Raw genomic sequence first — 20,635 nt, forward strand, 5'->3', positions numbered from 1 at the left:
CAGGGAAACTGTGTGATTATTCCTGGCATGCTTGATCCACACGCGCCAAAGCTTCGGTATGAACATCCACCACCTGTTGCTCGGTCGCCCTGGTCTTGACATCAGCCCTTCAGGGGAAGGCAGATAGCAACAATAAATGGGAGGAAAGAATGCAGCGCAAACGAGTCACGCTTGGCCAAGTTGCACAAGTTGCCGGGGTTTCGCGGGCTACCGTCTCGCTGGTGGTTCGAAAATCACCCCTGGTCGCTGAGCAAACCCGGGAACGGGTCGAGCAAGTCATGGCCGAACTTGATTACGTCCGCGATATTGGTGCGGCGCGGCTTCGCAATAACAGCAGCCGTACGGTGGGCGTCATTGTACCAAACCTCGTGAACTCATTCTTCACCGAATTTCTGGCTGGCGTCGAACAGGTGATGGGCGAAGAAGATCGCGTTGTGCTGCTTGCCAATAGCCAGGACGATTTGCACCGTCAGCGCGAGATACTTCAGCGGTTTCGCGGCCATGGTGTTGATGGCGTAATCCTGTGCCCGGCAGAGGGGACCAGTGCGGACCTTCCGGCACAACTGCACAGCTGGGGATTGCCGGTGGTGCAGTCGCTGCGTGAAGTAGGACAGGGCAGCACCGATTACGCCGGCGCGGATTATGTCGAGGGTGTTAGATTAGCAGTCCAGCATCTGGTTCACCTTGGACGCCGCCGCATCACCTTCCTCTCGGTCGCTGCAAAAACCTCCGCACGAGAAGAGCGGCTTATCGGTTTTGCCCGTGCTATAGCCGAAACCTGTGCCGAAGATGGCGGCATTGTCGAGACTGATCTAAGTTGGGAGGGTAGCGCCAATTCCGCCGCCGCAGTGCTTGCACTCGACAATCGCCCCGATGCCGTTCTGTGCTTTAATGATATTCTTGCCGCAGGGTTGATGCTGGGTCTGCGCGATGCCGGAGTAGAGCCGGGCCGTGATCTGGCGGTAGTCGGTCTGGACGATCTGCCATTGGCAAAGCTGACCTATCCGCCTTTGACCAGTGTCGCCATGAACCCCGCAGGGATTGGGGCCGCTGCAGCAAGATTGCTGGCACGCCGCCTTGCAGATGCTGATGCCCCGGTTGAACGTTCCATCATAGCTCCACGACTGATTGTCCGGGACAGCAGCGCGATAAACGTGAATTGACTTTTTTCTTCATTTTGTTTTAGAACGATCTAAATTAAGGGAATCGAGGCATCCGCAAGGGAGGGCAGATGTATCAGTTCAACTTCCAGCCAGTACTCGCCAATCTGGATCTGCTGATCCATGGCGCGTGGCTGACGGTGAAACTGTCGCTGATGGCGATGATGCTCGGGCTGATCGTTTCGGTCCTTGGTGCGGTGGCCAAAACCTCGGGCATCCGGCCTTTGCGGTGGATGGCCGACATCTATGTCGAGGTGATCCGGAATACGCCGTTCCTCGTGCAGATCTTCTTTATCTTTTTCGGCCTTCCTGCGGCGGGGATCAGCCTGTCACCGAATGTCGCGGCCTTGGTCGCGTTGGTGGTCAATGTCGGTGCCTATGGAACCGAGATCATCCGCACCGGTATCGAGTCCATCCCCCGCGGTCAGGTCGAGGCGGGCAGGGCGCTTGGCCTGAGCCCCGTGCAGATATTTCGTTATGTCATCATGGTTCCAGCGCTGCGGAACATCTATCCCTCGCTGACCAGCCAGTTCATCTACCTGATGCTGACCTCAAGCGTCGTTTCGGTGATTTCTGCAAATGATCTTGCCGCGGCCGGGGCCGATCTGAGCGCGCGTACCTTTGCCAATTTTGAAATATATCTGGTCCTGACGATCATGTATTTTCTGCTGGCTCTGGGATTTTCGACCCTGTTTGCGGGCATTCGGCGCATCTTTTTCTCTTATCCTGCGAGCCGCTGAGATGATCCGCGCGTTTTCCTCTGCCGACCTCTTCTTCATCATTTCGGCTGTGCGCTGGACGCTGATCCTGTCAGTCATCGCCTTTCTGGGCGGGGCCGTTGGCGGAATGGTTGTCGCATTGGCACGAACTGCACAGGGACGGATGCGACGGCGGGTGGCCGCGGCCTTTATTCAGGTGTTTCAGGGCACGCCTCTGCTGATGCAGCTGTTTCTGGTCTATTTCGGCCTTGCGGTGATCGGCCTGCCCATAGATCCGCTTTTGGCGGCAACTGTGGCGCTGACCCTTCATGCCAGCGCCTACTTGGGTGAAATCTGGCGCGGCGCGATCGAGGCTGTCCCTTCGGGCCAGACCGAGGCTGCGACTGCGCTTTCCCTGTCCTATATCGACCGGATGCGCTATGTCGTGCTGCCGCAGGCGATGCGGCTTGCGACTGCGCCAACCGTGGGTTTCCTTGTCCAGCTGATCAAGGGCACCTCGCTTGCCTCGATCATTGGCTTTACCGAGCTGACCCGGGCCGGACAGATCATCAACAACGCGACCTTCAAGCCGTTTCTGGTCTTTGGCACGGTGGCCGCGCTTTATTTCATCCTGTGCTGGCCGCTGTCGCTTCTGGCCCGGCGTATCGAGGCACGTATGCGGCTGGCTGTCACCCGATGACACGTCCCGCAAGATATCATGAAAGGGAGGAGACCATGAAACTGAACCGCCGCACTTTTGCCGTGCTTGCCGCCGGGGCCTTGGCCATGGGGATGGGCCTGTCCGCCAGTGCCGCCGATCTTGAGACGATCAAGGGGGCAGGGGCCATTCGCATCGGTATGCTTGTCGATTTTCCGCCCTTTGGCGTCCAGGATGTCTCGGGCAAGCCCGATGGCTATGACGCCGATGTGGCCAAGGCGCTTGGCGAATTTCTGGGGGTCCAGGCCCAGATCGTGCCGGTGACCGGGCCGAACCGCATTCCCTATCTGCTTTCGGGACAGGTCGATGTGCTAGTCGCCTCGCTTGGCATCACGGCGGAACGGGCCGAAAAGGTCTCTTTCTCAAAGCCCTATGCAGGGATCAGCATCGCCATTTATGGCGACAGCGGGGTGGAGGTTAAGGACGCAGCTGGGCTTGCCGGACAGTCGGTCGCCGTGGCCCGGGCCTCGACCCAGGATACCGGTGTGACCGAGGTGGCGCCGCAGGGCACCGACATCCGCCGCTTTGACGATGACGCCAGCGCCGTACAGGCCCTGATGTCGGGTCAGGTCAAGCTGATCGGCCTGTCGAACGTGGTGTTCTCACAGCTTACCGGCGTTGCCGGGGACCGTTTCGATAAAAAGTTTGACCTGTCGAGCCAGGTTCAGGGCATTGCGGTCGCGCCGGGATCGGATGCGCTGCTTGAACAGATCAACGCGTTTGTCGAGCAGGCGAAATCCGACGGCACGCTGGACCAGATCCATGAAAAATGGCTGGGTGAGCCGCTTCCCGATTTCGTCAAGAACGCCCAGTGACACCCGCCGCGCGGCCTCGGCAGGGCCGCGCGCCATCCGAAGGGGAGAGAGCAGCTATGACCGAAGCCGCCATCATCATGCGCTCTGTGAACAAATATTACGGTGCCTATCATGCGCTGGTCGACATCAATCTGACCGTTGCGCGGGGCGAACGTATCGTCATCTGCGGGCCGTCTGGTTCGGGAAAATCGACACTTATCCGCACCATCAATCAGCTTGAGCCGATTGAATCCGGCACGATCGTTGTCGACGGGGTCGAGCTGACGGCAGGGGGCGAAAACGTGGCCCGGGTGCGTCAGGATGTCGGCATGGTCTTTCAGTCCTTCAACCTGTTTCCGCATATGACCGTGCTGGAAAACTGCGTCCTCGCACCGATGAAGACGCGCAAGATCCCGCGTGCCGAGGCCGAGGCGACGGCGCGAAAATATCTTGAGCGGGTGCGCATCCCGGAACAGGCCGACAAATATCCCGCCCAGCTGTCCGGCGGTCAGCAACAGCGCGTCGCCATCGCACGGGCATTGTGCATGAAACCGCGGATCATGCTCTTTGATGAACCCACCTCGGCCCTTGACCCCGAGATGGTCAAAGAGGTCCTCGACACGATGATCGACCTTGCCCGCGAAGGGATGACCATGCTGTGCGTTACCCATGAGATGGACTTTGCCCGTGCGGTCGCGGACCGGGTCATCTTTATGGACAAGGGTGTGATCGTTGAGGAAAACGCCCCGGAAGAGTTTTTTAACAACCCAAAGAATGAGCGGTTGCAGAATTTTCTGGGACAGATCGCATGACCCGTCCCCGCGTTCTCGCCCTGGCCGAGATAAAGCCCCCGGAAATGGCTGCGCGGCTTGATGCCGATTATCATCTCATCCACGACCTTACCGAGGCAGCGGATGCCGAGGTGGTCCTGACTGCGGGCAATGTCGGTATTTCGGCGCAGCAGATGGCGCAGCTGCCGGCGTTGCGGCTGATCGCTGTGAACGGGGTCGGCGTTGATGCCGTCGATCTGGCCGAGGCACAGCGACGCGGCATTGCAGTTACCACCACCCCGGATGTTCTGTCGCTTGCAGTGGCTGAAACCGCGCTTGCGCTGGCATTGGCCGCAGGTCGCCGCATTGCCGAGGGCGACCGCTTTGTGCGCGCAGGCAAATGGGCTTTGGGCGGCAAGCTTCCGCTGGGTCTTTCCGTGCTTGAGCGGCGCGCGGGCATCCTCGGCTATGGCCGCATCGGGCGGCGGCTCGCCGATCTGCTGCGTGGCATGGGGATGGAGGTTCTGTATACCGCTCGCAGCGAAAGGGCAGACAGTCCCGACACCTTTCGCCCCGATGCGCTGATGCTGGCGCAAGATTGCGACCTGCTTTTTGTGACCGCAGCGGGGGGCAGCGAGACGCGCGGCCTTGTCGATGCCAAAGTGCTGGCTGCGCTGGGGCAGGGGGGGATTGTTGTCAATGTCGCACGCGGCCCGGTGGTCGAGACTGCCGCACTTGTTGCGGCGTTGAATGCCGGGACCATCGCCGGGGCCGGTCTGGATGTTTTTGATGATGAGCCGCATGTGCCGCAGGCACTACGGGACGCGCCAAATTGCGTGCTGACCCCGCATATCGGTTCGGCCACTGCCGAGGCGCGACGCGCCATGGCGCAGCTGGTTCTGGACAATATCGCGGCTTATTTCGCAGGCCAGCCGCTGCTTACCCCCTATGAGGTATAAGATGCGCTACCTTTGCATCGGTGAACCGCTGGTCGAGTTCACAGCCCGTCGCGATGCCCCTTCGACCTTTGACCGGCGCGCCGGGGGTGACACGCTGAACAGCGCGATTTATCTCGCGCGGCTTTTGCCTCCGGGTTCGGTCGGTTACCTGTCGCGCCTTGGCGATGACGCGATGAGCATATGGCTGCGCAACGTCATGACGACCGAAGGTATCAGCGATCTGTGCTCGACCGAGGCGGGCGGGCGTCCCGGGCTCAGCTTCATCTCGACCGATGCGAGGGGTGAGCGCAGCTTTCTTTATTGGCGCGAACAAGCCCCGGCGCGGCGCATGTTTCTGAATGGCGGGGACGCGCGTGATGCTGTCGCCAATGCCGGAACCGTTCTTCTGTCCGGGATCACTCTGGCGATCCTTGAACCTGAAAGCCGCGAACAGCTTTTCTGGGCACTGGAGCAACGCAGCGGGGCAGGGGGGCGCATTGTCCTTGATACCAATTATCGCCCCGCGCTTTGGCCCGATGTTGCGACGGCACAGGCGGTGATCGGGCGGGCAGCTTCGCTGGCAAGCCTGATCCTGCCCTCGCTTGACGATCTGGCGGGTTGTTTTGGCGCTACTGATCCTGCCGCTGCGATGAATGCGCTGACCAGCCTTGGCGGGGCCGAAATCGCCCTGACCACCGGGGGCGGTGAGGTGATGTATCGCCCGCCCGGCCAGGACGCGATCCAGACCTATCCGCTGCCGCCCATGGTCGCGGCTGTCGATACCACAGGTGCGGGCGACAGCTTCAACGCCGGCTGGCTTGTCGCGCGGGATGCGGGTCTGCCCCCTGATCGGGCGGTGGCTTTGGCGGCGCAGCTTGCCTCGGTCGTCGTCACACATCCCGGCGCGGTGATCCCGTGCGATGCGATGCCCGATCTGGGGCTGAGGATCAGCGCATGAACTCGGGCTTTGATGCCGTGGCCGCTGCGCAAGCTCTGCTAGCGGTTCATCGCGGTGCGGCGCGCTTCCCGGGTTTAGTGCCGCCGCCCCCTGATCCAGACGCGGCCTATGCGGTTCAGCGCCATGTCATTCAGGGGCTGGGCAAAGCGGGCGCGTGGAAAATGGCGCTTCTTGCCGGACGGGACCGTCATGCGGCCGCCTTGCCGGGGCGGATGGTCTGGCCCGCAGGGGTCAGACTGCCACGCTTGCCATCAGATGCCTGCATCGAGGTCGAAACGGCACTGATCCTTGGTGCTGATCTGCCCGCAGGCGTGTCTGCATTGACGGCGATGGATGCGATTGCTGAGGTCAGATTGGCCTTTGAGCTGATCGCCCCGCGCCTTGCCGACCGCAGAACGGCAAGCCCGCTTGAGCTGATGGCTGACGGGTTTGCCTCGGCCGGGATCGTGCTTGGCGATCCGCTGCCCGGCTGGCGCGACGGGATGCGCGATCCGCTGGGGATCACGCTCTGGCTCGACGACCGGCAGGTTACCGCGCCCGAAGTGGCAGCGAGCCTGGCCGAGGCGGTGGATTTTCTGGCCTGGCTTTCCAGTCACGCGGCTGCGCAGGGGCTGCCGCTTGGCCGGGGTGACGTGATCATCACCGGGGCGCGGATCGGGCCGCTGCCCCTTGGCGATGCGCGGACAGCCCGGGCAACAGTGGATGGGGCAGGGGTGTTTGCCCGTCTTACCTGAACCGGCCTATTGCATTAGCACCGGCGCGGGCAGATAGCGGCCATTCAGATAGGCCGGTGCCGCCGAGGCAAGCGCCTCAAGCTGTCCCAGCACCTCGGCGTGGCCGCGCGCATTCAGTATCTCGAACGGTCCGCGCGGGAAGTTCAGGCCCAGCTTCAGCGCGGTGTCGATACCTTCGCGCGTGGTGCCACCCTCGGCCAGCAACCAGCCTGCTTCGTTGACCAGGGCGGCCTCGATGCGCAGAACGATGGCTTCCGCGTCCGAGGGGGCGGGACCGGGTTGTCCGGGATGGATAAAGCCCCGGCCGGTCTTGCGGCCCAGATTGCCCTCGGCGACCTGTCGCCGCAGCGCGTCAAAAACGTGATAACGCGGATGACCCTGCATCGCCGTTGCAAGGCTTTCGGTGGCCGCCAGATTGATATCGGCACCGACCAGATCTATCAGCCCAAAGGGACCCAGCCGATAGCCAGCCGCCTGCATTGCTGCGTCGATTTCGGCCGGGTTGCGGCCCTCTTCCAACATCGCCAGTGCCTCGCCATAGAATGGCCGGGCACAGCGGTTGACGATAAAGCCGGGCCGGTCGGGACATTGGATCACCGTCTTGCCAGCTGCCTCGGTCAGGTCGCGGGCGCGGGCAAGCGCAGTGGGGGCTGTGCCGGGATGGGCAACCAGTTCGACCAGTTTCATCACCGGTGCGGGGTTGAAGAAATGCAGCCCCAGCAAGCGTTCGGGCCGGGCAAGCTGTTCGGCCATGGCCTCGACCGACAGCGAGGAGGTATTGGTTGCCAGCACCGCATCGGGTGCAACCACCGCCTCCAGCGCGGCAAAAAGCGTGCGCTTGACCTCCATCCGTTCGACCACCGCTTCGATGGCCAGATCGGCTGTACCCATTGCCTCGGGACCCTCAACGATGGTGAGACGGGATAAAATCGCCTCCATTTCGGGCTCTGTCAGCTTGCCGGCCTGAACCCTGGGTGTCAGGGCGGCGCGCAAACGGCCGGGTGCGGTCGCGCGTGCCTCGGACATGGCATCGGTCGCCAGAACGGCAAAGCCTGCGGCTGCATAGGTCTGGGCAATGCCCAGACCCATCGTGCCCAAGCCGATGACGGCAATGGTGGTCATAGCGGAACCTCATTTTTTTCACATATCATGCCGGCCGCGCAAAATCTTTCAAGTTTGAAATTTTAAACTTGAAATGTTTCCGATTCGCAGGCAGCTTTTCTTCAAGGGTCGTCGTTGCACGGGGAGGTGCCGGATGAAAATCTTGTGTATGGGTGGGGGACCTGCGGGCCTCTATTTCGCCATCTCGATGAAACTGCGCGACCCGTCGCATCAGATCACGGTGCTGGAGCGGAACAAGGCCAATGACACCTTTGGCTGGGGCGTGGTTCTGTCCGACGACGCGCTGGGGCGGATGCAAAAGAACGATCCCGTCAGCACCGAGGCGATCCGCAGCCATTTTGCCTATTGGGACGATATCGCCGTCGTACATGACGGCGTGCGGACCGTTTCGGGCGGGCATGGCTTTGCCGGTATCGGCCGCAAGCAGATGCTGATCCTGCTGCAAGAGCGTGCCCGCGAACTGGGCGTCGATCTGCGGTTTGAGGCCGAGTTCCGCTCGGCCGAGGAATATCGCAAGGAATATGACCTCGTCGTAGGGTGCGACGGCATCAACAGCCTTGTGCGCAAGGAATATTCCGATGTCTTCCAGCCCGACATCGACCTGCGCCGCTGCAAGTTTATCTGGCTGGGCACGCATCAGAAATTCGACGACGCCTTTACCTTTATCTTTGAACGGACCGAGCATGGCTGGGTCTGGGCGCATGTCTATCAGTTCGATGACAACACCGCGACTTTTATCGTCGAAACCCTGCCCGAGACCTGGGACAAGCTTGGTTTTGCCGACATGTCCAAAGAGGAATCGGTTGAAACCTGCCGCCGGATCTTTGAACGTCATCTCGGCGGCCATGAGCTGATGTCGAATGCGGCGCATTTGCGCGGCTCGGCAGTCTGGATCCAGTTTCCGCGCGTCATCTGCGAAAAGTGGTATCACGAGAATGTCGTCCTGATGGGCGATGCGGCAGCCACCGGGCATTTCTCGATCGGTTCCGGCTCGCGACTGGCCTTTGACAGCGCCATCGCGCTGGCTGAATACCTGCATTCCGAACCAACCATGGAGCGCGCCTTTGAGCGCTATCAGGAAGAGCGCCGGGTTGAGGTTCTGCGCCTGCAATCGGCGGCGCGCAACAGCCTTGAATGGTTTGAGCAGGTCGAGCGTTACCTTGACATGGAGCCGGTGCAGTTCGCTTATTCCCTGCTGACCCGCTCGCAACGGATCAGCCATGAAAACCTGCGCCTGCGTGATCCTGAATGGCTTGGTCAGGCCGAGGACTGGTTTCAGGAACGCGCAGGCGGGCAAAAGGGACGGCGGCCGATGTTCGCGCCTTTCAAACTGCGCGATATGCAATTGGAAAACCGCGTCGTCGTCTCGCCTATGGCGCAATATAAGGCGGTGGACGGCTGTCCGACCGATTGGCACTTTGTCCATTATGCCGAACGTGCCAAGGGTGGCGCGGGGCTGGTCTATACCGAGATGACCTGCGTTTCGCCCGAGGGGCGGATCACCCCCGGCTGTCCTGGCCTCTATGCCCCCGAACATGAGGCGGCGTGGAAACGCATCGTCGATTTCACCCATGCCGAGACACGGGCCAGGATCTGCATGCAGATCGGTCACTCGGGTCGCAAAGGCTCGACCCAGGTCGGGTGGGAGGACGCTGACCGCCCGCTGCTCTCGGGGAACTGGCCGCTGCTTTCGGCAAGTGCGATCCCGTGGCAAGACGGGAACGCGGTACCCAAGGCCATGGACCGCGCTGATATGGACATGGTGCGCGATCAGTTCGTCGCCGCGACGCGGATGGCGGCGCGTGCGGGCTTTGACATGGTCGAGCTTCATGCCGCGCATGGCTATCTGATCTCAAGCTTCATCTCGCCGCTGTCGAACCGGCGCGAGGATGAATACGGCGGCAGTCTTGAAAACCGGATGCGCTATCCGCTTGAGGTATTCCGTGCCATGCGCGCGGTCTGGCCAGACCAAAAGCCGATATCGGTACGTATCTCGGCTAATGACTGGGTCGGCGATGAAGGCGTGACACCCGAAGAAGCGGTCGAGATCGCGCGGATGTTCTCGGATGCCGGTGCCGATATCATCGACGTATCGGCCGGCCAGACCAGCACCGGGGCGCGGCCCATCTATGGCCGGATGTTCCAGACCCCCTTCAGCGACCGTATCCGCAACGAGGCGGGGCTTGCCACCATGGCTGTCGGCAATATCACCGAGGCCGATCAGGTGAACGGCATCCTGCTGGCTGGCCGGGCCGATCTGGTCTGTCTCGCCCGACCGCATCTGACCGATCCTTACTGGACGCTGCATGCGGCCATCGAGGCCGGGGACGACGCGACGCAATGGCCCTTGCCCTATCTGGCGGGCCGCAGTCAGGCGCTGCGCCTGCGCAGCCGCGCACAAGAGGCAATCCGGGTATGACATCGGTCGCGGGGAAACGGGTGCTGATCACCGGAGGCGGCACCGGCGTCGGTGCCGATCTGGCGCGCGCCTTTGCCGGGGCAGGGGCCGAGGTGGTGATCTGTGGTCGCCGCATGGCGCCCTTGCAGGCGGTCTCGGAACGCACCGGCGTCCGCGCTGTCACCGCCGATGTGACGGATGAGGCCAGCGTCAAGGCGATGTTCGCCGAGGCTGGCCCCTGCGATATCGTCATTGCCAACGCCGGGGCGGCGGACAGCGCGCCGTTGGGCCGTACCTCGCTTGACCAGTGGAACGCCATGCTGGCGGTGAATCTGACCGGCACCTTTCTGACCTTTCGCGAGGGGTTGGCGCAACTGCCCGGCTGGGGCCGGCTGATCGCCGTTGCCTCGACCGCCGGGCTGCGCGGCTATGCCTATGTCGCGCCCTATGCGGCTGCCAAACATGGCGTTGTTGGTCTGGTGCGCAGCCTTGCGCTGGAGGTGGCGAAAAAGCCCGTGACCGTGAACGCGCTTTGCCCCGGTTTCCTTGAGACCGAGATGACCGAACGCTCGATCGCCAATATCGTGGACAAGACCGGGAAAAGCCGCGATCAGGCGCTTGCCGCCCTGACAGCGACCAATCCGCAGGGACGGCTGATCCAGCCTGCCGAGGTCAGTGCCGCGGCGCTGTGGCTTTGCGCCCCGGGGTCAGAAGGGATCAACGGTCAGGCCATCGCTATCGCGGGGGGTGAGACATGACCGACCCTCTGTCAAAGCGGCGGCTGAAACTGTGGATCCGCCTTTTGGGCGTTACCCGCGCGGCCGAGGGTGAGCTGCGCGAATTCCTGCGCCTGCGCCATGACACGACATTGCCGCGTTTTGACGTGATGGCGGCGCTGTATCGTCGGCGCGAAGGTATCACCATGGGTGAGCTTAGCCGGATGCTGCTCGTCTCGAACGGCAATGCGACGGCGGTGGTGGACCGGCTGGAAAAGGACGGGCTGGCGCGGCGCACCCCATCCGAAACGGACCGGCGCACGGTGCTGGTCGCGCTGACGCCCGAAGGGCTGGCGGCCTTTGAAGGCTTTGCCGCCGATCACGAGGCCGAGGTGAACCGCATCTTTGCCAACCTGACCGAAGAAGACATCGACCAGCTCACCGAGATCCTCAAACGCATGGGAGGCGCGAAATGACCGAACTGGCCGGGCTGAAACCCCAGCATTTCCTGTGGGAGGTGCAGGACCGCATCGCCACCATCCGCCTGAACCGCCCCGAGCGAAAGAACCCGCTGACCTTTGAAAGCTATGCCGAGCTGCGCGATACTTTCCGCGCGCTGCCATATGCCACCGACGTCGATGTGGTGGTGCTGGCCTCGAACGGCGGGAATTTCTGTTCGGGCGGGGATGTGCATGACATCATCGGCCCGCTTGTTGGCATGGATATGAAAGGGCTGCTGGCATTCACCCGCATGACCGGTGATCTGGTCAAGGCGATGATTGCTTGCAGCAAGCCGATCATCGCAGCGGTCGACGGGATCTGCGTCGGGGCGGGGGCGATTCTTGCCATGGCCTCGGATCTGCGGCTGGCGACGCCCGAGGCGAAATGCGCCTTTCTTTTTACCCGGGTCGGGCTTGCGGGCTGCGACATGGGTGCCTGTGCCATGCTGCCGCGTATCATCGGTCAGGGCCGCGCGGCCGAGCTGCTTTACACCGGCCGGGTGATGAATGCCGAGGAGGGCCACGCCTGGGGCTTCTGGAACACCCTGCACGAGCCGGGCGCGCTGGAGGACGCTGCCCAGACCATGGCGCGGCGTCTGGCTGCCGGGCCGGTCTTTGCCCATGGCATCACCAAGACCCAGCTTAATCAGGAATGGAGCATGGGGCTTGAGCAGGCCATCGAGGCCGAGGCGCAGGCGCAGGCGATCTGCATGCAGACCCGCGACTTTGAGCGCGCCTATCGTGCCTTCGTCGCCAAGGAAAAGCCGGTGTTTCAGGGGGACTGACCGGCAGAAGCCAAGGGCTGCTCATACGAGATGGGAACGCGCAAGATGGACAAGAGCTTTCTGGACTGGCCGTTTTTCGAGGCCCGCCACCGTGAACTGGCAGCGGCGCTCGAAGATTGGAGCGTGAAGCATTTGCCCGCCGATCACGGCGACACCGACGCTGCCTGCAAGGGGCTGGTCGCCGCGCTGGGCCAGGCAGGGTTCCTGCGTCACAGCGGTGCGAACGAGGGTGAGCGGCTGGACGTTCGCAGCCTTTGCCTGATCCGCGAAACGCTGGCGCGCCACGACCCTCTGGCCGATTTCGCCTTTGCCATGCAGGGGCTTGGCATGGGGGCGGTCACGCTGTTTGGTACGCCAGACCAGCGCAAATGGCTTGAGCGGACCCGGGCGGGACAGGCAATCTCGGCCTTTGCGCTGACCGAGCCGGGCGCGGGTTCGGATGTTGCCAGCACCGCGACCACGGCCGAGCGCACCCCCGGCGGCTGGCGGTTGAGCGGCGAGAAAACCTATATCTCGAACGGCGGGATTGCCGATCTGTATGTGATCTTTGCCCGTACGGGTGAGGCGCCGGGTGCGCGGGGCCTGTCGGCCTTTCTGATGCCCGCCGACAGCACCGGACTGTCGGTTGCCGAACGGATCGAGGTGATCGCCCCTCATCCGCTGGCGCGGCTGAAGCTCGCCGGGGTCGAGCTGCCCGAGGCGGCGCTGATCGGCCAGCCGGGTGAGGGGTTCAAGATCGCCATGTCCGTCCTTGACGTCTTTCGCCCGACCGTGGGTGCTGCGGCGCTCGGCATGGCGCGGCGTGCGCTTGATGAGGCGCTGGCGCGGGTCGCCCGCCCGCGCGCCGGTGGCGGTACGCTGGCCGATTACCAGATCGTACAGGGCCATCTGGCCGATATGGCGCTGAAGGTCGATGCGGCGGCGCTGCTGATCTATCGCGCCGCATGGACCAAGGATCAGGGCGCGACCCGCATTACCCGCGAAGCGGCCATGGCCAAGCTTTATGCCACAGAGGCTGCGCAAGAGGTGATCGATACCGCCTTGCAGCTGCATGGCGGGGACGGGGTGCGCTGCGGCAGCACGGTCGAGGCGCTTTATCGCGATATCCGCGCCCTGCGCATCTACGAAGGGGCAAGCGACGTCCAGCGGGTGGTCATCGCGCGGAGTGTGCTAGCATGATCTATCGCCGCCGTATCCAGATCGAATTCAACCATTGCGATCCGGCGGGGATCGTCTTTTACCCCCGTTACTTTGAAATGCTGAACTCGGTGATCGAGAATTTTTTCGCCGAAGTCCTGACCTATCCCTTTACCCGCATTCATATCGAGGAAAACTGCGCCGTTCCCACCGTGCGTATCGAGGCGAGCTTTCATGCCCCCTCGCGTCTGGGTGAGATCGTCGAATTCACGCTGGCGGTCGAAGATGTCGGCCGCTCCAGTGCAAAGCTGGCTCTTGAGGCAAGTGCGGGCGGCCAGGTCCGTCTGAACTGTGCCTCGACCCTTGTATGGGTTAAGCCCGAGGGCCGCGCGGCGCCCTGGCCCGAGCCGATCCGCCGCAAGATGATCGCGTTCATGGAGGCAAGCGATGGTGCATGAGGTTCTGCATCCGAAAAACTGGAAGGCGACGCCGGGATATTCCAACGGCGTGGCCGCTACCGGACGGATGGTGTTCACCGGTGGCATGATCGGCTGGAACGATCAGCAAGAGTTCGAGACCGATGATTTCGCCGGACAGGTGCGCACGGCGCTGCAATCCATCGTCGCGGTTCTGGCCGAGGCCGGCGCGCGCCCTGAACATCTGGTGCGCCTGACCTGGTATGTGACCGACAAGCGCGAATATCTCGCGGCGCTCAAGGATATAGGCCAGGCCTACAAGGATGTCATTGGCCGACACTACCCGGCCATGGCTTTGGTTCAGGTCGTGGCCGTGGTCGAGGACCGGGCCAAGGTCGAGATCGAGGCGACCGCCGTGATCCCCGCCTGACAACAACAGCATGTCCGCGGGCCAAGGCACGTCAAGATGTCCGCCCGCCCAACAGGGAGACAGAAAATGACCGGCAATCCACCGCTTGGACCCTCGGCCCATGTCGATACTTTTCCACGCGACAACCTGCCGCCGGCCGAGCTGTGGCCGCAGCTGTTGCTCGATGGTTTTGATTATCCCGAATACCTGAACGCCGCGGTCGAACTGACCGACCGCATGGTCGAAAAGGGCTTTGGCGACAATTTCGCGCTGATCGGCAATGGCCGTATCCGCAGCTACAAGGAACTGACCGACTGGACCAACCGTATCGCTCATGCGCTGGTCGAGGATTTCGGCGTCAAGCCCGGCAACCGGGTGCTGATCCGCTCGGCCAACAACCCGGCGATGGTGGCCTGTTGGCTGGCCGCGACCAAGGCTGGGGCGGTGGTCATCAACACCATGCCGATGCTGCGCGCGGGCGAGCTGGAAAAGATCATCGACAAGGCGCAGGTCACCCACGCGCTTTGCGATACCCGGCTGATGGACGAACTGGCGCTGGCCGCCAAGGACAGCCGCTATCTGAAAACCGTGGTCGGTTTTGACGGCTCCGCCAATCACGATGCCGAACTGGACCGCGCGGCCCTGTCCCATTCCGTACGGTTCGGGGCAGTGCGCACCGGGCGGGACGATGTGGCGCTGTTGGGTTTTACCTCGGGCACCACGGGCGAGCCCAAGGCGACCATGCATTTCCACCGCGATATCCTGATTATCGCTGATGGCTATGCCAAAGAGGTATTAAACGTCACGCCCGAGGATGTGTTTATCGGCAGCCCGCCTTTGGCCTTTACCTTTGGTCTTGGGGGGCTTGCGGTCTTTCCGCTGCGCTTTGGCGCCTCGGCGACCTTGCTAGAGAATGCAACCCCCGCGAACATGATCGAGATCATCCAGAAATACCGCGCCACCATCTGCTTTACCGCGCCGACCGCCTATCGCGTGATGATGCAGGCAATGGACCAGGGGGCGGATCTGTCCAGTCTGCGTGCCGCCGTCTCGGCGGGCGAGACGCTGCCCGCTCCGGTCTATGATGAATGGATGGCGCGGACCGGCAAGCCCATGCTCGACGGTATCGGTTCGACCGAGATGCTGCATATCTTTCTGACCAACCGTTTCGGGGATAGCCGGCCCGCTTGTACGGGCCGCCCGGTCAAGGGCTATGAGGCCCGCATCATCGGTCCGGACGGCAAAGAGGTACCAGCGGGTGAGACGGGACGGCTGGCGGTGCGCGGCCCGGTCGGCTGTCGCTATCTGTCGGATCACAAGAACCAGCGCGCCTATGTGCAGGATGGCTGGAACCTGACCGGCGACAGTTTCTGGCGCGACGAACAGGGCTATTACCACTTTGCCGCCCGTACCGACGGTATCATCGTCTCATCGGGCTACAACATCGCCGGTCCCGAGGTCGAGGCGGCGTTGCTTGCCCATCCCGATGTTCTGGAATGCGCCGTGGTAGGCGCCCCCGACGAGGCGCGTGGTCAGATCGTCGAGGCGCATGTTGTTCTGCGCTCTGGTGTCCTGGCGGATGAGCTGATGATAAAATGCCTGCAGGATCACGTGAAATCCGTGATCGCTCCGTTCAAATATCCGCGCCGCGTGGTCTTTACCGAGGGTTTGCCCAAAACCGACAGCGGCAAGATCCAACGCTTTCGCCTGTTGCAGGGGCGGGTGTGACAAAGAACGGATGCGGGCTGGAAAGGCGTTGCAGCCCGCGACCGCATCATAAAAACATGTGACGACAATCGTCGCTTCAAACAGGGAGTCCAAGATGAAACTGAAAAGGTTGCTGATCTGCGGCGTTGCGGCCGTGGCCCTTGCGGGGGCTGCGCAGGCCGAAGGCGTCAAGGTCGGGATGATCACCACTCTGTCGGGCGGCGGTGCCGGTCTGGGCGTCGATACGCGTGACGGCTTTCTGCTGGCGCTGAAAAATGCGGGCGATGCCGCCAAACAGGTCGAGCTGGTGATCGAGGACGACCAGCAGAAACCGGATGTCGCGGTTCAGATCGCTGACAAGATGATCCAGTCCGAACAGGTGGACGTGCTGACCGGCATTGTCTGGTCTAACCTTGCCATGGCGGTGGTTCCGGCAGCGGTGGCGCAGGGCAAGTTCTACCTTTCGACCAATGCCGCGCCGTCGCAGCTGGCCGGTGCGGGGTGCAACCCGAAATATTTCTCGGTCTCGTATCAGAACGACAACCTGCATGAGGCGGCTGGCGCCTATGCGACCGATGCCGGCATCGGCAAGATGTTCATCATGGCCCCGAACTATCCGGCCGGACAGGATTCCCTGTCTGGCTTCAAGCGTTATTATAAGGGCGAGGTTGCCAACGAGGTTTATACCCAGGTCGGTCAGACCGACTATGCCGCCGAGATCGCCCAGATCCGCAACAGCGACGCGGATGCTGTGTTCTTTTTCCTGCCCGGGGGCATGGGCATCGCCTTTATGAAGCAATATGCCGAATCCGGCGTCGGCAAGCCGGTGATCGGCCCTGCCTTCAGCTTTAGCCAGGACATCCTGCCTGCGGTCGGGGATGCGGCGCTGGGGGTCAGGAACACCGCGCAATGGTCGCATGATCTTGACAACCCGGCGAACAAGGCCTTTGTTGAAAGCTTCCAGGCGGAATATGGCCGGTTGCCCTCGCTTTACGCGGCGCAGGCCTATGACACCGCGAACCTGCTGCTTTCGGCGGTCGCCAAGGCGGATGTGGCGGATGCCGACGCCTTTCGCGCGGCCCTGACCGAGGCCGATTTTCCCAGCGTACGCGGCAAGTTCAGCTTTGGCCCGAACCAGCACCCGATCCAGGACTACTACGTTCGCGAGGTGGTGAAAGAGAGCGATGTTCTCACCAACAAGATCATCGGCCCCGCCATGACCGATCATGGCGATGCCTACGCCGAGCAGTGCAAGATGTAAGCTTGGCCGGGTCGGGTCCCTGCGATCCGGCCCCCCGGCAAATCGGGAGAGAGTACGGTGATGCTTCTGGCCGAGCAGGCGCTGAACGGCCTGCAATACGGAATGATGCTGTTTTTGATGGCGGCAGGGCTGACGCTGGTTTTCGGCGTCATGGGCCTGATCAACCTTGCCCACGGATCGCTTTACATGACCGGCGCTTTTGCCTGTGCGGCGGTGGCGGCGGCCACCGGCTCGTTCTGGCTGGGGCTGGTCGCCAGTCTGGCCGCAGCGGCGGCGGCAGGCGCGCTGGTCGAGGTCGCGGTGATCCGCAGGTTATACGCCCGCGACCATCTTGATCAGGTTCTGGCAACCTTTGCGCTGATCCTGATCTTTTCCGAAGGGGCGAGGTGGCTCTTTGGCTCGTTCCCGCTGTATCTCAAGCTGCCGCCGTCGCTGTCGGGCGCGGTGGTGCTGCCGGGCGGGCTGCATTATCCGCTGTTCCGGCTGGTCATCATCGGCTTTGGCGCTGCGGTGGCAGTGGGGTTGTGGTGGCTCATCACCCGTACCCGGCTGGGCATTCGCATCCGCGCGGGCGAGGCTGACCGCGAGATGATCGGCGCTTTGGGCGTCGATATCGCCCGGCTCTACACCATCGTCTTTGCGCTTGGCGCGGCGCTGGCGGGCTTTGCCGGGGCGCTGGTCGGCTCGATCCAGTCGGTGCAGGTCGGTATGGGCGAGCCGGTGCTGATCCTTGCCTTTGTCGTGGTGGTGATCGGCGGTATCGGTTCGATCAAGGGCGCGTTTGTCGGGGCGCTGCTTGTCGGGATGACCGACACGCTGGGCAAGGCGCTTTTGCCCGGGCTTTTGTCGCAGGTCGTCGAGGCATCAAGCGCCAAGACCGTCGGCGCCTCGCTGGCCTCGGTGCTGATCTATGTGCTGATGGCCGTGGTGCTGATCATGCGGCCGCAGGGACTTTTCGGGGCAAGGGGCTGAACCATGGGCGAACTGCTGAACCGCGACGCCATCATCAATCTGGTGATCTTTGCCCTGCTGGTCGCCGTGGCGCTGGGTGCGCATCTGGCCGGGGATGGCTTTACCGTCACGCTGGCAACCAAGGCCGCGATATTCGGCCTTGCCGGGGTCGGGCTGAACCTTGCGTTGGGCTATGGCGGACTGATCTCGTTCGGGCATGCCGCCTTTTTCGGGATCGGGGGCTATGTGACCGGCATCCTTGCCAGCCATGCCAGCAGCGGCATGCCGGTCGTGACGCTGCCCTTTACCATCATGGGCAGTAACGAGATGCTGGGCATCTGGCCTGTGGCCATGCTTGCGGGCGGGGTGGCTGCACTGGCGATCGGGGCGCTGTCGCTGCGCACCTCGGGCGTCTATTTCATCATGGTCACGCTGGCCTTTGCGCAGATGCTTTACTATTTCGCCATCAGCTGGTCGCGCTATGGCGGCGAGGACGGGCTAAGCTTTTACGTCCGCAACACGTTCCCGGGGCTGAACACCTTTGCCCCGATCCAGTATTTCGCCATCTGTGCCGTGCTGCTGGCGCTGGCGCTGGTCTTTACCGCTGTGGTTACGCAGTCGCGCTTTGGCCTTGCCTTGCAGGCGGCGCGGCAGAACAGCCAGCGCGCCGTCGCGGTCGGCATCCGGCCCTATGCGATCCGGCTGACGGCCTTTGTGCTGTCGGGGATGATCGTCGGCCTGGCGGGGTCGCTTTATGCCGACCTGAACCGCTTTGTCAGTCCGGCCATGCTGTCCTGGCACATGTCGGGCGAGATCATGGTCTTTGTCATCCTGGGCGGAGTCGGGCGCCTGTGCGGTCCGGTGGCCGGCGCGGCGATCTATATTCTGCTGGAGCATGTTCTGGGCGGGATCAGCGATTACTGGCAGGCGCTTCTGGGTCTGCTGCTGCTTGGCATCGTACTGTTTGCACCCGGCGGCCTGATCGGCATTGTCACGCGGAGGGGCCGTCATGCCTGAGCCCAAGCTGAACGAACCCATTCTTGAAATCCGGGGCCTGCGCAAAGCTTTTGGCGCGCTGGTCGCCACCGATGACGTCAGCCTTGATCTGCGCCCGGGCGAAATTCACGCCCTGATCGGCCCCAACGGCGCCGGAAAATCCACGCTGATCAAGCAGATCGTCGGAGAGATCCGGCCCAACTCCGGCTCCATCCGGTTCGAGGGGCAGGTGATCGACGGGCTTGATGCCGCCGCGCGGGCGCGGTTGGGGCTTGCGCGCAGCTTTCAGGTGTCATCCGTGATCCCGGATTTTACCGTGCTGCAAAACGTCATGCTGGCGGTTGCCGGGGCCAGCGGTGCGGTGTTCCGCTTTCACCGCCCGGCGCTTTCCGATCGCAAGCTGACCGAGCCGGCGTTGTTCCATATCGAGCAGGCCGGCCTTGCCGACCGCCATCTGGTTCAGGCGGCGAAGCTGTCGCATGGCGAGCGGCGCAAGCTGGAAATCGCAATGGCGCTGGCGTTGCGGCCGCGCGCCTTTCTGCTGGATGAGCCGATGGCGGGTATGGGGCTGGAGGGCGGGCGCCAGCTGACCTCGATTCTGTCCGAGCTGCGCAACGAGGCCCCGATCCTGCTGGTCGAACATGACATGGACGCGGTCTTTGCGCTGGCCGACCGCATCTCGGTGCTGGTCTATGGCCGTATCATCGCCACCGGCAGCGTGGCCGAGATCCGCGCCAACCCCGAGGTGCGGCGCTCTTATCTGGGAGAGGACGCATGACCCGGCTGCTGGAACTGCGCGACCTGACGGCCTCTTACGGTCCGGTGCAGGCGCTCTTTGGCATCTCGCTTGACCTTGACGAAGGGCAGGTGGTGGCGCTGATGGGCCGCAATGGCATGGGCAAGACAACCACTATCCGCTGTATCAGCCGCCTGCTGCCCCATTCCGGGGGTGAGCTGCGGTTTGCGGATCGTGACCTTGCGTCCCTGTCGGCTCCGCGGGTGGCGCGGCTGGGTGTCGGGCTGGTGCCCGAAGGGCGGCGCTGTTTCGGTCCGCTGACCGTGGCCGAAAATCTGACCGTTGCCGCGCGGCCCGGCCCCTGGGACATGGCGCGGGTCTGTGCACTGTTCCCGCGCCTGCAAGAGCGTATGGGCCAGATCGCGCGCACCCTGTCAGGCGGAGAGCAGCAGATGCTGGCGATTGGCCGCGCCCTGATGACCAACCCGCGGCTTCTGATCCTTGATGAGGCGACCGAGGGTCTGGCCCCGGTGGTGCGGCAAGAGATCTGGGCGGGCGTGCGTCAGCTCAAGGCCGAAGGGCTGTCGATCCTGCTTGTGGACAAGTCACTTTCCGAGATTGCATCGGTTGCAGATCGCGCAGTGGTTGTTGAACGTGGCGCGACGGTCTGGCAAGGCGGTATCACCGACCTCACGCCGGATCTGACTGATCGTTATCTAGGAGTGTAAAAA

At 62.8% G+C, this 20,635-nt stretch carries 22 protein-coding genes; 21 read left to right on the forward strand and 1 reads right to left on the reverse strand.

Annotated elements, in window-relative coordinates; all coding sequences use genetic code 11:
- The first annotated feature begins 149 nt into the window (after nt 1–149).
- From PARACOCCUSGL_RS0112290 to PARACOCCUSGL_RS0112325, 8 genes are all read left to right on the forward strand, one after another.
- Nucleotides 150–1,163 (forward strand): LacI family DNA-binding transcriptional regulator, encoded by a 1,014-nt coding sequence (locus PARACOCCUSGL_RS0112290; RefSeq protein ID WP_010396957.1) that lies wholly within the window; start codon nt 150–152, stop codon nt 1,161–1,163.
- A gap of 68 nt (nt 1,164–1,231) precedes the next feature.
- Entirely contained in the window at nt 1,232–1,900 is a 669-nt protein-coding gene (locus PARACOCCUSGL_RS0112295) for an amino acid ABC transporter permease (RefSeq protein ID WP_010396959.1), read from the forward strand.
- 1 nt (nt 1,901) lies between these two features.
- On the forward strand, nt 1,902–2,558 hold the full coding sequence (locus PARACOCCUSGL_RS0112300; protein WP_010396961.1) for an amino acid ABC transporter permease: 657 nt from the start codon (nt 1,902–1,904) through the stop codon (nt 2,556–2,558).
- 35 nt (nt 2,559–2,593) lie between these two features.
- Entirely contained in the window at nt 2,594–3,391 is a 798-nt protein-coding gene (locus tag PARACOCCUSGL_RS0112305; protein ID WP_010396964.1) for a transporter substrate-binding domain-containing protein, read from the forward strand.
- 56 nt (nt 3,392–3,447) lie between these two features.
- A complete protein-coding gene (locus tag PARACOCCUSGL_RS0112310; RefSeq protein ID WP_010396966.1) occupies nt 3,448–4,182 on the forward strand; it encodes an amino acid ABC transporter ATP-binding protein in 735 nt (244 codons plus the stop codon).
- Entirely contained in the window at nt 4,179–5,099 is a 921-nt protein-coding gene (locus tag PARACOCCUSGL_RS0112315) for a 2-hydroxyacid dehydrogenase (protein WP_010396968.1), read from the forward strand. Before PARACOCCUSGL_RS0112310 ends, PARACOCCUSGL_RS0112315 begins: the two co-directional genes overlap by 4 nt.
- 1 nt (nt 5,100) lies before the next feature.
- On the forward strand, nt 5,101–6,036 hold the full coding sequence (locus tag PARACOCCUSGL_RS0112320; RefSeq protein ID WP_010396971.1) for a sugar kinase: 936 nt from the start codon (nt 5,101–5,103) through the stop codon (nt 6,034–6,036).
- Entirely contained in the window at nt 6,033–6,770 is a 738-nt protein-coding gene (locus PARACOCCUSGL_RS0112325; protein ID WP_010396975.1) for a fumarylacetoacetate hydrolase family protein, read from the forward strand. Before PARACOCCUSGL_RS0112320 ends, PARACOCCUSGL_RS0112325 begins: the two co-directional genes overlap by 4 nt.
- A 6-nt stretch (nt 6,771–6,776) precedes the next feature.
- On the opposite strand, the gene PARACOCCUSGL_RS0112330 is transcribed toward PARACOCCUSGL_RS0112325, so the two are convergent.
- Nucleotides 6,777–7,892, reverse strand: a complete 1,116-nt coding sequence (locus tag PARACOCCUSGL_RS0112330; RefSeq protein ID WP_010396978.1) for a 3-hydroxyacyl-CoA dehydrogenase NAD-binding domain-containing protein — start codon at nt 7,890–7,892, stop codon at nt 6,777–6,779.
- Between the two features lie 133 nt (nt 7,893–8,025).
- On the opposite strand from PARACOCCUSGL_RS0112330, the gene PARACOCCUSGL_RS0112335 reads away from it, so the two are divergent.
- The 13 genes from PARACOCCUSGL_RS0112335 (at nt 8,026) to PARACOCCUSGL_RS0112395 (ending at nt 20,632) form a co-directional block, all read left to right on the forward strand.
- Complete coding sequence (locus PARACOCCUSGL_RS0112335; protein ID WP_029372173.1) at nt 8,026–10,311, forward strand: bifunctional salicylyl-CoA 5-hydroxylase/oxidoreductase; 2,286 nt, start codon at nt 8,026–8,028, stop codon at nt 10,309–10,311.
- Nucleotides 10,308–11,048, forward strand: coding sequence for an SDR family NAD(P)-dependent oxidoreductase (locus PARACOCCUSGL_RS0112340; protein WP_010396983.1), 741 nt, complete (start codon nt 10,308–10,310; stop codon nt 11,046–11,048). Before PARACOCCUSGL_RS0112335 ends, PARACOCCUSGL_RS0112340 begins: the two co-directional genes overlap by 4 nt.
- On the forward strand, nt 11,045–11,482 hold the full coding sequence (locus tag PARACOCCUSGL_RS0112345; protein WP_010396985.1) for a MarR family winged helix-turn-helix transcriptional regulator: 438 nt from the start codon (nt 11,045–11,047) through the stop codon (nt 11,480–11,482). The genes PARACOCCUSGL_RS0112340 and PARACOCCUSGL_RS0112345 overlap by 4 nt, the downstream gene beginning before the upstream one ends.
- Entirely contained in the window at nt 11,479–12,291 is an 813-nt protein-coding gene (locus PARACOCCUSGL_RS0112350; RefSeq protein WP_010396991.1) for an enoyl-CoA hydratase family protein, read from the forward strand. The genes PARACOCCUSGL_RS0112345 and PARACOCCUSGL_RS0112350 overlap by 4 nt, the downstream gene beginning before the upstream one ends.
- A 30-nt stretch (nt 12,292–12,321) precedes the next feature.
- Nucleotides 12,322–13,470 carry an acyl-CoA dehydrogenase family protein gene (locus PARACOCCUSGL_RS0112355; protein WP_010396993.1) on the forward strand — a complete coding sequence of 383 codons (1,149 nt, stop codon included), beginning with the start codon at nt 12,322–12,324 and terminating at the stop codon, nt 13,468–13,470.
- A complete protein-coding gene (locus PARACOCCUSGL_RS0112360; protein ID WP_010396995.1) occupies nt 13,467–13,886 on the forward strand; it encodes a thioesterase family protein in 420 nt (139 codons plus the stop codon). The genes PARACOCCUSGL_RS0112355 and PARACOCCUSGL_RS0112360 overlap by 4 nt, the downstream gene beginning before the upstream one ends.
- On the forward strand, nt 13,876–14,274 hold the full coding sequence (locus tag PARACOCCUSGL_RS0112365; RefSeq protein ID WP_138918342.1) for a RidA family protein: 399 nt from the start codon (nt 13,876–13,878) through the stop codon (nt 14,272–14,274). The genes PARACOCCUSGL_RS0112360 and PARACOCCUSGL_RS0112365 overlap by 11 nt, the downstream gene beginning before the upstream one ends.
- A gap of 66 nt (nt 14,275–14,340) precedes the next feature.
- Nucleotides 14,341–15,981, forward strand: a complete 1,641-nt coding sequence (locus PARACOCCUSGL_RS0112370; RefSeq protein ID WP_010396998.1) for an AMP-binding protein — start codon at nt 14,341–14,343, stop codon at nt 15,979–15,981.
- 94 nt (nt 15,982–16,075) lie between these two features.
- Nucleotides 16,076–17,221, forward strand: a complete 1,146-nt coding sequence (locus tag PARACOCCUSGL_RS0112375) for an ABC transporter substrate-binding protein (RefSeq protein ID WP_010397002.1) — start codon at nt 16,076–16,078, stop codon at nt 17,219–17,221.
- Between the two features lie 60 nt (nt 17,222–17,281).
- The gene (locus PARACOCCUSGL_RS0112380; protein ID WP_010397004.1) at nt 17,282–18,193 is read left to right on the forward strand and encodes a branched-chain amino acid ABC transporter permease; all 912 of its coding nucleotides are present in this window, start codon (nt 17,282–17,284) and stop codon (nt 18,191–18,193) included.
- A gap of 3 nt (nt 18,194–18,196) precedes the next feature.
- A complete protein-coding gene (locus PARACOCCUSGL_RS0112385) occupies nt 18,197–19,189 on the forward strand; it encodes a branched-chain amino acid ABC transporter permease (RefSeq protein WP_010397007.1) in 993 nt (330 codons plus the stop codon).
- A complete protein-coding gene (locus PARACOCCUSGL_RS0112390; protein WP_010397009.1) occupies nt 19,182–19,946 on the forward strand; it encodes an ABC transporter ATP-binding protein in 765 nt (254 codons plus the stop codon). The genes PARACOCCUSGL_RS0112385 and PARACOCCUSGL_RS0112390 overlap by 8 nt, the downstream gene beginning before the upstream one ends.
- Nucleotides 19,943–20,632, forward strand: coding sequence for an ABC transporter ATP-binding protein (locus PARACOCCUSGL_RS0112395; protein WP_010397011.1), 690 nt, complete (start codon nt 19,943–19,945; stop codon nt 20,630–20,632). The genes PARACOCCUSGL_RS0112390 and PARACOCCUSGL_RS0112395 overlap by 4 nt, the downstream gene beginning before the upstream one ends.
- Nucleotides 20,633–20,635 lie beyond the last annotated feature (3 nt).

The sequence above is a fragment of the Paracoccus sp. TRP genome (genome assembly GCF_000185925.1).
Taxonomy (GTDB): domain Bacteria; phylum Pseudomonadota; class Alphaproteobacteria; order Rhodobacterales; family Rhodobacteraceae; genus Paracoccus; species Paracoccus kondratievae.